The sequence below is a fragment of the Myxococcus vastator genome (assembly GCF_010894475.1).
Taxonomy (GTDB): domain Bacteria; phylum Myxococcota; class Myxococcia; order Myxococcales; family Myxococcaceae; genus Myxococcus; species Myxococcus vastator.
Window position 1 is genome coordinate 1 of sequence record NZ_JAAIYB010000264.1, and the last position, 11,587, is coordinate 11,587.

General features: G+C 71.8%; 10 protein-coding genes. 5 read left to right on the forward strand and 5 right to left on the reverse strand.

Translation table 11 applies throughout. The annotated features are described in order from the left end of the window. Together G4D87_RS23710 and G4D87_RS23715 are read left to right on the forward strand one after the other, a co-directional pair. The coding region (locus G4D87_RS23710) for a DUF3526 domain-containing protein (RefSeq protein ID WP_163784487.1) at window positions 1–712 on the forward strand (712 nt) is incomplete at its 5' end. A 328-nt stretch (window positions 713–1,040) separates the two neighbouring features. After that, window positions 1,041–1,409: a MerC domain-containing protein gene (locus tag G4D87_RS23715; protein WP_163784488.1), complete on the forward strand. Its 369-nt coding sequence runs from the start codon at window positions 1,041–1,043 to the stop codon at window positions 1,407–1,409. Window positions 1,410–1,441: 32 nt separating this feature from the next. Here G4D87_RS23715 and G4D87_RS23720 read toward each other — a convergent pair whose 3' ends face one another. The 4 genes from G4D87_RS23720 to G4D87_RS23735 all read right to left on the reverse strand — a co-directional run bounded on the left by G4D87_RS23720 (window position 1,442) and on the right by G4D87_RS23735 (window position 7,367). Further along, entirely contained in the window at window positions 1,442–3,700 is a 2,259-nt protein-coding gene (locus G4D87_RS23720) for a di-heme oxidoredictase family protein (protein WP_240358529.1), read from the reverse strand. Between the two features lie 102 nt (window positions 3,701–3,802). Then, window positions 3,803–4,825, reverse strand: coding sequence for a beta propeller repeat protein (locus G4D87_RS23725; protein WP_163784490.1), 1,023 nt, complete (start codon window positions 4,823–4,825; stop codon window positions 3,803–3,805). Continuing rightward, window positions 4,816–5,313: a hypothetical protein gene (locus G4D87_RS23730; RefSeq protein ID WP_163784491.1), complete on the reverse strand. Its 498-nt coding sequence runs from the start codon at window positions 5,311–5,313 to the stop codon at window positions 4,816–4,818. The genes G4D87_RS23725 and G4D87_RS23730 overlap by 10 nt, the downstream gene beginning before the upstream one ends. Continuing rightward, entirely contained in the window at window positions 5,310–7,367 is a 2,058-nt protein-coding gene (locus G4D87_RS23735) for an NHL repeat-containing protein (protein ID WP_163784492.1), read from the reverse strand. The genes G4D87_RS23730 and G4D87_RS23735 overlap by 4 nt, the downstream gene beginning before the upstream one ends. Window positions 7,368–7,895: 528 nt before the next feature. Here G4D87_RS23735 and G4D87_RS23740 point away from each other — a divergent pair. Genes G4D87_RS23740 through G4D87_RS23750 form a run of 3 tightly spaced genes read left to right on the forward strand, consistent with a single transcriptional unit; the run spans window position 7,896 to window position 10,877 of the window. Beyond that, complete coding sequence (locus G4D87_RS23740; protein ID WP_163784493.1) at window positions 7,896–9,086, forward strand: sensor histidine kinase; 1,191 nt, start codon at window positions 7,896–7,898, stop codon at window positions 9,084–9,086. Then, on the forward strand, window positions 9,061–9,774 hold the full coding sequence (locus G4D87_RS23745; RefSeq protein ID WP_163784494.1) for a response regulator: 714 nt from the start codon (window positions 9,061–9,063) through the stop codon (window positions 9,772–9,774). The genes G4D87_RS23740 and G4D87_RS23745 overlap by 26 nt, the downstream gene beginning before the upstream one ends. Then, the gene (locus G4D87_RS23750; protein ID WP_163784495.1) at window positions 9,771–10,877 is read left to right on the forward strand and encodes a sensor histidine kinase; all 1,107 of its coding nucleotides are present in this window, start codon (window positions 9,771–9,773) and stop codon (window positions 10,875–10,877) included. The genes G4D87_RS23745 and G4D87_RS23750 overlap by 4 nt, the downstream gene beginning before the upstream one ends. A 26-nt stretch (window positions 10,878–10,903) precedes the next feature. On the opposite strand, the gene G4D87_RS23755 is transcribed toward G4D87_RS23750, so the two are convergent. Further along, window positions 10,904–11,587, reverse strand: a 684-nt coding sequence (locus G4D87_RS23755) for an energy transducer TonB (protein WP_205507702.1), incomplete at its 5' end; no start/stop codon positions are given.

Below are 11,587 nucleotides of genomic sequence, written 5' to 3' on the forward strand. Positions count from 1 at the left end.
CGGCGCCTTCTGGTTCGCGCTGGCGCTGGCCGTGAATGCGCGGGCCCTGAGCTCCGCCACCAACGCGCTGGTGCTCGTGGGGGCGTGGCTGGTGCTGGTGGTCGTGGTGCCCGCGGTGGCGCAGTTGGGCGTCAGTGGCCTGTACCCGGTGCCGTCTCGCGTGGCGCTGGTGGGGGCCACGCGCGAGGCGTCCCTGGAGGCGCAGAAGCGCGGCAGCGAGGTGCTGTCCGCCTACTTCGAGGACCATCCGGAGCTGGCACCCAAGGGGGCCAAGGCGGAGGGGTACTGGCCCACGGCGCTGGCCGTGCAGGACGAGGCGGCTCGGGCGACCGCGCCCGTGGTGGCGGCCTTCCAGACACAGTTGGCGCGGCAGCAGGATGCGCTGGGGGTGCTGCGCTTCCTGTCCCCCGCGCTGGCTTTCCAGCAGGCGCTCCAGGACGTGGCGGGTACGGGAGGCGCACGGCACGCGCACTTCTTGCGGCAGGTCGACCACTTCCACGCCACGTGGCGTGAGGCCCTGCTTCCTCGTGTCTTCTCGGGCGCCACCTTGGGGGCCGCGGAGCACGCGCGGCTGCCGCGATTCGCGTATGTCGAGCAGCCTGGCGCCGACGTCGTACCCCAGGTGGCGCTGGGGGTCCTCGCGCTCGTGCTGCCAACGCTGCTGACGTTGGGGCTGGGCCTGGCCTGGTTGGGACGGCCCCGCATCGCTTGAGCGTGTGGCGGACGTCGTCAGGAAGCCAGCGCGGTTCGCGGCCCGCGAGGAGGGAATCCTCGCGGGCCGTTGCCGTGTGTGGGCGCTCTTCACGCCTCTTCGCCGCGGAACGTCCGCGCGCTGACCCGCCGCGCACGGGCACGTGTGTCGCTGGATTGTCGAACAACGCGGCTCCGGAATTCACCGGGGCCACCTTCTCCCTGGAATGACCGTGATGCGCTCCTCCTCTTCCTCTGTCCCTGATGCGGCCTGCGACTGCGCTCATCACCGAGGGCAAGCCGCTACCGACCCGACCGAGCCCGCGAAGGTGCCGGGAGGCCGCTGGTCGATGCTGGTGCCGTTGCTGGCGTGTGCGCTGTGCCCCACCTGCCTGGCGGCCTACGCGCAGGTGCTGTCGTTCCTCGGCGTGGGCCTGTCGCTGACGGAGTCCGCGCACCAGGTGATGCTCGCCGTGGCCGTCACCGTGTCATTGGCGGTGAGTGGCTGGCGGTCGCGGCGGCTGCGGCGGGTGGGCCCGCTGCTGGTGACTGCCGCGGGGTGCTCGCTCCTCGTGCTGGGGCATGCCCTGGAAGAGGACCCGGTGCTGACGTGGAGCGGGGTGGTGGTGTTGCTCGCGGGGAGCCTGTGGGAGCGCCGTGTCTGGCGCCAGCTCTTCACCCGCGGGTCTGCTTCCGAACGCCCCGCCGTCCAGCCCTGAGCGGGCGGGACGGCGGGACTCCGGAACGGCATTCAGAGCGTCTGGAGGAACGCCAGCAGGGCGTCTCGCTCCGGCGCCGAGAGGGCTTCGTAGGCGCGCCGTGAGGACGCTGCCTCGCCGCCATGCAGGGTGATGGCGCTGGCCACGGTGCTGGCGGCGCCGTCGTGGAGGTAGGGCGCCGTCTGGGCAAGGCCCCATAGCGGCGGGGTGCGCAGCTCGTTCACCTGGGCGTCCCCGTCCTCCACGCTCCGGCGTCCGTCGCGCATCACGTCATGCAGGAGCAGGTCGCTGAAGAGGCGGACGTCGCGGCCGTCCGTCGTTGGGAAGGCGGGGACATGACACTTCGCGCAGCCCACGTCATGGAACAGCGCGAGGCCCGCGTCGTCCAGGTCCGGTCGGGCACCGGTGCGAGGCGGAGGCGCCAGCGAGGCCAGATAGAAGGTGAGGGTTTCGATGGTGGACAACCCCACCTCCGGGTCCGCGATGTCGTCGTCATCCCGCGCGGCGCCGAAGGTGAGCCCTGGCTCGTCGACCAACGTCAGTCCCAGCTCGTTGCTGAGCGCGTCGCGAACGAACTCGTGCACGCCAGGCACGTTGGCCTTCCAGCCGAAGCGCCCCAGTCGCCCGTCCGCCAGACGGTGGGCCCGGCCACGAATCCCATCGCCGTCAACGTCGTCGGGGTCCTCGTTGGCGAGGATGAGCGCTTCAGGGATGCGCTCGATGAGGCCCAGGCCCAACAACGAGGGTGTCTGACGCCGCTCGAAGAAGTTGCTGCGCGGGTCCAGCGGCGGCCGAGCGTCCACCGCGCCGTGCCGGTGCGCCATGGTTCCGGGCATGGGATAGACGAAGGTCCCGTCCACGAAGATGCCCTGGCGCGTGACGTCCAGGTCCAGGCCTCCCGCGCCCCCCGGCACCGGGTCGAAGTGACAGGCACGGCATGAGTCGCCATTGAAGTGGGGGCCCACGCCTTCGCGGAGGCCGAAGTCCCGGTCGAACAGGTGCTGGCCCTGGCGGAAGCGCTCCTGGTCCTGCGCGTTGAGCGCGGCCGCGGGGCCTCCCCAGTCGCCGGTGGGGGGCACCGGCGCGTCTTGCGGCAACATGCCATCGCTGCGCTGCTCGCGCCCGCCCAGGGACTCCAGGAAGTGGAGGACGCGCGCCTGCTCCGCGTGGCTCAGGGCGACGTAGGCGTCCCGCGAGCGTTGGCCCTCACCCCCGTGGAGCCGGATGGCCTCGTCCAGGTCATCCGCGCGGCCGTCGTGCAGGTAGGGGCCCGCGGCGGCGATACCCCACAGCGGTTGTGTCCGGAACTCCGAGCCACCCGCCAGCTTCATCACGATGCCGTCGTCCAGCGCCGGCCCCATGTCGTGCAGGAGCAGGTCACTGTAGAGCGGGATGAGCCCACGAGGTCCCTCCAACGCGGGCACGTGGCAGGCATCGCAGCGAAGCTGGGTGAAGAGCTGCTGCCCGGCCTCCGACTCCGGCGTGGGCGCGTCCGGCCGAGGCGCCGCCGTGAGCATGGAGAAGGACACCAGGTCGAACAGCTCCTGCTCGCTCATCTCCGGGTCTGGCACCCCGTCATCGTCCACGGTGGGCTCGTCGGGGGCCGCCGCCTGGGCCTGGCGCACCGTGCGCAGGCCGCCCGCGAGCCGACTGGCGCCCGGCAGCCCATCCAGCGCGCTGGGCACCGGAAGGCGTGCCTTGGCCTCCTCCGACAGGGGGTTGGAGGTGAGGCCCATGTGGTTGAAGACAGGGCCCCGGATGAAGCCCTCGATGGACACCGTCTGCGACTTCCGGCCAAAGCGCCCGACGAAGCCGCGGTCATAATTGGGCCGGCCGCTGATGCCGTCGCCGTCCGCGTCGTCCGGGTCCGCGTTGCGCAGGATGACTTCGTCGGGAATCTCCGCCAGCAGGCCCACGCCAAAGAAGGGGATGGGGTTGCGGGTGGCCAGGGTGTTGGTGGCGTCGTCGGTGGGACGGCGCACGCCCTCCAGCGTGAAGTGCGGCTGCACCCCGTTGACACCGGTGGGGACGAAGGAGCCGTCCGGCAATGTCTGGCCCACCAACAAGAAGTTGCGGTACCGGCCCGCGCCGCCGCCGACCACGGGCTTCTCATGGCAGTTCACGCAGCTCGCGACGTTGAAGGAGGGGCCCAGGCCTTCCTCCGGCGTGAAGCGGCGCAGCATCACCTGGCGTCCCCGCTCGAAGCTCTCCCGCTGCTCCGGCGTCGCGAAGGGAATCACATCCCCCAGGGCGCCGAAGATGTCCGAGGCAATCCGGGGTTCTTCGGGCACTGGGGGCTCCGAAGCCGTGGGCGAGCACCCCACGAGCCCCAGGGCGCAACCCAGCCCACGCATCCAGCGTGTCGTCTTTGTCATCGTCGTTGTCTCGGGTGATTACTCGTTGGGTCCCAGCGGTCGCGTCCAGGCAAGGCCCTGGTACGCATCCGCCAACGCGCCCAGGTTGCCGCCCACGGCGGTCAGGTCTCCGGACGCGTCGCCGAACACACTGTGGAAGGTGAGCCGCGTGGTGGCGGGCACGGGGTGGGCGGTGAGCGTGTCCACGTCCAGCACGGCCAGCGTCCCTTCGATGCCCACCACGTGCGCCACGGAGGGCGTGCGCAGCCACACCCCATTGAGGCCGGGCAGCGGTGCCAGCTCGCGGGAGGTCCAGGCCTGGCCATCCCAGCGGGCCACGACGCCGTTGCTGCGTCCGCCCACGACCACCACTCGCTCCCGCCCGGCTCCCCAGACGGAGATGAGGTCGTCGCTGATGCCCACGAAGTGCTCGGTCCAGACCGTGCCGTCCCAGTGCAGGACGGCGCCCTTCTGGCCCACGACCCAGACGTCATCGTGCGCGCTGCCCCAGACCTTGTAGAAGGCGTCCACGCGGTCGCGTTGGAGCGGCGGCACCTGCACCACCGTCCACTCGCGACCGTCGTAGTGGAGCAGCGTGGCATCGCCCGCCTGGCGGCCTCGGCCTCCGACCGCCCAGAGGTCATCCGGCGCGGCGCCCCAGATGCCCCAGAGGTCCTGGGCCGTGGGCACTGGCACGCGCCGCCACTGCACGCCATCACCGTTCAGCACCGTGCCTTCATTGCCCACCACCCAGACGTCGTCCGGGCCGAAGCCGTGGCTCCAGTTGAGCAGCGGCACCGCTTCGGTGAGTGACACCGGTGCCCAGCCGTCGGCGTGCCGCTGGTGCATGGCGCCCTGGTCGAAGCGCCCCCCCACGGCGAGCAGCGGGCCGCCGGGGGGCGCGGAGACATTCATCAGCCAGCCCGCGTCCGTCGCGTCGAACGCGGGTGCCCAGCCAGCGGGCGCGTCCGGTTCCGGCGCTGGCGCGGGCTCGCCACAGCCGGTGGCGAGCGCCCACCACAAGGCGGCCCCCATGAGGCCGGACAGGCGCTTCACGGACATGCGTCTGGCCCCCACTGCACGAGGCCGTCCCGGGAGGCGGTCGCGGACTGGCCGCCCGCGTCCTCCAGCCGCGCCTCCAGGGTGACGCGCTCCCCCAGCGCCTCGGAGGGCTCAGGGACGACGAGCAGCAGGCCGGAGAGCATCGCGGGGCGCTGCTCCGTCGCGGGCTCGAATGGCAGGCGCAGCTGATAGGGCAGCGACACCCGCTGGCCATCCGACTGACGCGTGAGCGACAGCGACACCGTGGCGGTGAGGGGCTCCAGGTTCCAGGCCTGGAGCGACACGAAGACGTGCTGGCTGCCCTGACACCCGCGCTGCAACCGCAGCGTGTCACCGGGCTGCACGGGGACATATTGCCCCGGCCGCCCCACACCCACGGCCACATGCGGAGTCCTCTCCCTGGGCGGCTCCTCGGTGTGGCCGCTCTCCCCGCCGCAGCCCGCGAGCCACGCCGCCGTGGCGACGCACAAGAGGCGCGGCGTCCTCACGGCGCCGCCTGGGGCCGCGCCAGGTAGACGCCGTTGTCGGAGAGGAGCGCGACGTCCTGCTCGCCCACCGCCACCGCCTGCGGGTAGTAGAGCGTCGCCGCGCGGAAGGCCACCCGCTGCCCGGGGCCAATGCCCCCGCTGCGCACGGGATTGCCCAGCCACGTGGACACCGTGCCCGCCTCCAGGTTCACCGACCGGATGACGTGGTTGCCGCTGTCGGCGACGTAGAGCCGCGTCCCCGCCGCGTTCAACGCGACTCCGGAGGGCCCCTTGAAGAGGGCCTCCGCGACGGTGCCGTCCACCACGCCCGTGGTCCGGTCCTGCCCGGCGACGGTCGTCACCTCGCCGGTGGCCAGGGTGATGGCGCGCAGCGTCTGGGCGGTGGCGTCGGCCACGTAGAGGCGGCCAGCCGACGCGTCCAGCGCGAGGCCCGCCGGCTCCCGGAAGCGCGCGGCGGCGCCCACGCCATCCACGGTGCCGTGCTCGCCCGCCGTACCGGCCAGCGTCGTCACCCCGCCCGTGGCCGTGGTGATGGCGCGCACGGTGCCGTTTCCCGAGTCCGCGACGTACAGCGTGACGCCGTCCGGTGACAGCGCGAGGTGCTGCGGGCTGGAGAAGCGCGCCGTGGAGCCTTCGCCGTCGGTGGCGCCGGCCTCGTCCACCGCTCCCGCCAGTGTGCGCACGGTCCGGGCTTGCAGGTCGATGGCGCGCACGGTGTGAGCGCCCATGTCCGCGACGTAGAGCCGCTGCGTGGCCGCGTGCCAGGCGAGCCCCACCGGATAGCTCAGCGTAGCCGTCTCCACGGGGCCGTCCTCGCCGCCGGCCGTTCTGGGCCTGCCCACCAGGGTCCGCGTCTCCCCGGTGTCGAACGCCACGGCGCGCACGGTGTGGTTGTACGTGTCGGCGACGAACCAGGCGCCGTCTCCCGCGATGATGGCGGAGGGGCTGTCGAAGCGGGCCTGGGCCCCCGGACCATCGACGCTGCCGGACGGCTGCGCGGCGCCCGCGAGCGTTGTCATCTCCAGCGTGCCCAGGTCCAGCCGGCGCAGGGCGTTGGCGTCACGGTCGTTGTAATAGAGGATACCCCGCACGGCATCGAGCAGCGGCGGTCCGAAGGCGATGCCCAGCCGCACCGCTTCACCGACGCCATCCACCGGTCGCACGTCGTCCGCGTCGCCAAGCAGGGTGGTGGTGCTCCCATCCGCCAATGCCACGCGCCGCAGCAGTCCGTCCCAACCGGTGACGTACAGATAGGCGGCGTCGCCCGTCAGCGACTGGGGCGTGTCGAAGCGCGCCGCGGCCCCCACGCCGTCCTGTGCCCCCGCCGCTCCCGCGGTGCCCGCCAGGGTGGTGACGTCGAACGTCGTCAGGTCGACCCGGCGCACCGTATGGTTGAACGTGTCCGCCACGTAGAGGCTCGTGCCCACGCGGACGATGCCGCCCAGTCCGCTGAAGCGCGCCGCCGCGCCGCGCGCATCCACGCTCTGCTCCGCGCCGGTGTAACGGGTCCCCGCCACGGTGCTCACTCGCCGGCTGGCCAGGTCCAGTGTCCGGAGCACGCGGTTGGTGCGGTCCGCGATGTAGAGCGTGGCGCCGTCCTCGGAGATGGCCAGGCTGTGGAGGAGCGAGCCCAACCGCGCCTCGTCACCCACGCCGTCCACGTTCCCCGGTGAGTCCGGGCTGCCGGCGAGCGTCGTCACCTGGGCGTCCGGCAAGGAAATCTTGCGGAGGGTGGGGCCGTCCGCCAGGTACAGGGCGCTGCCGTCCGGGGCGTAGGCCAGCGCGCGCGGACTCTTGAAGCGTGCCTCCGTGCCCGTGCCGTCCACGGCGCCCATCTGCTGCACGCGCCCCGCCAGCGTCACGACGTCACCCGTGCTGGTGTCGATACGCCGCAGCAGGTTGTTGAACGTGTCCGCCACGTAGACGAACGCGCCGTCCGGCGTCAGCACCGCTCCCGCCGGGCCGCTGAAGCGCGCCGCCGTCCCCAGGCCGTCCACGAAGCCCGTGGCCGTGTTTCCCGCCAGCAACTCCAGTGTGTCGCGTGTTTCAACCACGCCGCCGTCTGGCAGAGAGCCTGCGTCGGGTGTCGTCCCCGCGTCAGGCCGAACGCCGGCATCGGGTTCCGCGGGAGTGGAGGTGTTACCGCACGCCGAGCCCAGCAGGAGCAGGGCCGAGGTGAGCGTCCACCGGAAAAGCCACGCCCTGGTGCTTCTGAAATTCATGGTGCCTCGTAGGTGAGGCGTCCTGGTTATTGTAATCGTGTTTCATTTGCAATGTGAATGATGAATTGGAGCGGTGTCGTTCCCGCGCAAGCCGTGCGCGCAGCGGAGCTGGACGCGGGATGCGCGCACATCTTGCGCGCGGCTTCATGTCTGCCCACGCGCGCAGGTACTGGCCTGGGTTTTGCTGAAGAGTTCCCGCCGGGCCGGAATGACCAGGCTCGCGGTCCAGGTCATGTCCCCGGCGCGGTCCTTGGACTCGCGGGCGGCGGCCCCTGGGCGGCGTGCCGAGCCGGCACGAGGCGGGGGAGGAAGTTCCTGCGCTCAAGCGTTCAGCGCGGATAGGCTCGCACCCCAGGACTCATGGCGGAAACCTTGTTCGAGGAATTGAAGCGGTACGTGGGGTTCAGCTCGGTCGACGAGCAGGCTCTCGTGACCTTGCACGCCACCGCGAAGCCCCACTTCCCGCGCTTCGCTCGCGTCTTCTACGACCGCATCCTGGAGCATGAGCGGGCTCGGCAGGCGCTCGAAGGAGGGGAGAGCCAGGTGGGCCACCTGCGCGGCACCTTGCAGGTGTGGATGGATCAGCTCCTCCGCGGCCCCTGGGACGAGGCCTACTACGCGCTGCGCTGCCGCATTGGCCGCATGCACGTGCGCATCGCGTTGCCACAGCACTACATGTTCGGCGCGATGAACGTCCTGCGCCAGGAGTTCAACAGCCACATCGACGCCACCTACCTGGAGCAGCCCGCGGCGCTCCAGGCGGCCCGCTCCGCGTTGGGGAAGATTCTCGACCTGGAGCTGGCCATCATGCTCCACACGTACCGGGAGGACCTGCTGGCGCAGCAGGCGCGCAGCGAGCGGCTGTCCACCTTTGGCCAGCTGGTGGGCTCCATCGGCCACGAGCTGCGCAATCCGCTGGGCGTCATCGAGACGTCGCTCTACATCCTCCGCGGTCGCCCGGGGGCCGTGGACGAGCGCACGACGAAGCACCTGGACCGCATTGGCGACCAGGTGGGCATCGCCAACCGCATCGTCTCCGACCTGCTGGACATGATTCGGGACCGGCCCCTGCACCGGCAGGAGGTCTGGCTGGACGAGGTCTGGCAGGAAGCGCTCAAGGCCGTGCAGCGGCCCGACACAATCTCCGTGAGCGCGGAGGGGCTGACGTCATTGCCCGCGGTTCAAGGCGACGCGGGGCAGCTGCGCCAGGTGTTCGTGAACCTGCTCGACAATGCCGTCCAGGCCCTGGAGGAGACGGGCGGGACGGTGTCGCTGTCCGCCGCCACGAGCGAGCCGGGAATGGTGGAGCTGGTGCTGGAGGACTCCGGGCCGGGCGTCAGCGACGTCATCCGCCGCCGCCTCTTCGAGCCGCTGATGACGACGAAGGCGCGCGGCATCGGGCTCGGGCTCCCGCTGGTCAAGCGCATCCTGGAGCGGCATGGGGGTGGCATCGCGTATGTCCCCCGTCCCGGCGCGGGGGCGCGCTTCGTGATTCGGCTTTCCCTCATCGCTTCGGAGGAGACGCATGCGCCAATACCTCCTGCTGGATGACAACCGGGCGTTCGCGGAGAACCTCGCGGAGATTCTGCGCGACGCCGGGGACGCGGCCACCGTCGTCACGAGCGGCGACGAGGCCGTGCGGCTGGCCCGCACCACGCGCTTCGACGCCCTGCTGACGGACATGCGCATGCCCGGCATGAGCGGCGCGGATGCCGTGCACCACCTCCGCCGCGTGGACCCGGGCCTGGCCGCGGTGGTCATCACCGCGCACCCACGCCAGGATGATTTGGAGACGGCCCGGCGCGAAGGCCTGCTCGCGGTGCTGCCCAAGCCCGTGCCCATCCCCACGTTGGTGGAGCTGCTGTCCGGTGCTCGCCGGGATGGGCTGGTGGTGCTGGTGGAGGATGACCCGGCGCTGAGCGACAACCTCGCCGAGCTGCTGCGCGGGCGCGGCTTCTCCTGTGTGACGGCGGCCTCGGTGCTGGACGCGGACCGCATCCTCTGTGTGCACCCCTTCGCGGCGCTGGTGGACCTGCGCATTCCCGGTGGGCCGGATGGCGAGGCCCTGCGCCGGCTTCGCGCGCGCTATCCGCGCCTGCCCACGTTCGTCATCACCGCCTATCCCGACGCGGCCCCGCTCGAAGGGGCCATGGGCGTCTTCTCCAAACCCTTTGACCCGGGCGCGCTGCTGGAGGTGCTGGAGACGGCGCACGCGGCACGCCCCACCCACACCTCATGAGCGAGCCCACCCCTCCGTCCCTTCCGTCCGTGCTGGTGGTGGATGACAACGCGGCCTTCCTGGACAACCTGGAGGAGCTGCTCGGGGACGCGGGCTACGCCGTCCGAGGCGCGTCCAGCTGCAAGGCGGCGCACGCGCGGGCCCGGGAGGGCTTCGACGTGGCCCTGGTGGACCTGCGCCTGCCGGACGGAGATGGGACGGCGCTGGCCGCCGAGCTGAAGGCCGCGTCGCCGGACTCGGAGGTGGTGCTGCTCACGGGCTTCGCCACGCTGGAGACGGCGGTGGCCGCGGTGCGGGCGGGCGCGTGCGCGTATTTGATGAAGCCGTGCGCGCCGCAGGAGCTGCTGCTGACGCTGGAGCAGGCGATGCGGCAGGTGCGCCTGCACGCGGAGAAGCGGGAGCTGGCTCGGCGCGCCCAGGTGACGGAGAAGCTGGCGGCGGTGGGGACGATGACGGCGGGCCTGTCCCACGAAATCCGCAACCCGCTGAACGCGGCGGCGCTCCAGCTCTCCGTGCTCGAGCGGCGGTTGCGGCGGCTGCCGGACGGACAGCAGGCGCCCTTGCTGGAGCCCCTGCTGCTGGTGCGCGATGAAATCCGCCGCCTGGACCACGTCCTGGAGGACTTCCTCCAGTTCGCGCGGCCTCGCGAGTTCCGTCCCGCCGCCGTGGACGTGAACGAGCTGCTGCGGCGGGTGGTGGACCTGCTGAGCGGACAGGCCGCGTCCCGCAAGGTGTCGCTGGCGCTCACGCCGCGCGAGGCGCCGGTGCCGTCGGTGGCGGGCGAGGAGGAGCGGCTGCGTCAGGTGCTCATCAACCTGTGCCTCAACGCGCTGGAGGCCACGCCCGCGGGAGGTCGCGTGACGCTGTCAGCGGGGCACGAGGGCGGGCGCGTGTGGCTCACCGTGGACGACAGCGGCCCGGGTGTTCCCCAGGCGGTCCGGGACCGCATCTTCGAGCCCTTCTTCACCACGAAGGCCCAGGGCTCGGGGCTGGGGCTGTCCATCGTCCATGCCATCGTCACGCAGCATGGCGGTTCGCTGGAGGTGGACACGGCGCCCGGTGGAGGCGCCCGCTTCATCCTCCGGCTGCCGCTGGCGGGGTAGGGCCCGTCAGCGGCAGGCGGGACGTGCTACCGCTGCGCCGTCGGGCTGTGGAACTCGAAGGCGTCGCAGTCGTCGCACGTCCCTGGGTTCGCGGCGCCCACCACGTCGGAGAGGTCGAGCCCCGCGAGCTGTCGGGACTCGCTCGTTCCGCCACCTGGATCCTTCGTGAACCAGATGTCGAAGACGTAGCGCACGGCCACGGGCTTCCCGTTGAGCGTGGCGGGCTCGTAGCGCCAGGTGGAGAGCGTGCGGATGACGCCTTCCTCCAGGCCGCGCAGGCCCTGGATGGGCTGGCACTCGGTGACGGAGCCCTGCGCGGTGATGATGCAGCGGGCCACCACCGCGCCCTTGGGGAAGCCCCCGAAGTGGGACTGAATCCCGTAGGCGATGTTGGGGAGGTGGATGCGCTCGCCCGAGAGGAACCGGGGAGGGGTGATGCCGGGCCGGAGCCTCTTGACGGGGGCCGACGCCTTCATGGCCTTGTAGACGGCGTCGAACGCGGACGCCCGTGAAGGAGCGGGCGCGGAGACGACCACCCGGGGCAGCTCGGCGGCGTGTTCATCGGCGTGCGCGGAGGCGGCCTCGGCCAGGGCGGCGTCGGGCGACTCCAGGTCGAGCGGGGCGGGCGCGGCCGGCTCACCGTCGAGCGAGTAGGGCACGCGCGACAGCTCCGTGCGGGCAATCGTCCCCGTGTCCGGGATGAGCAGGGG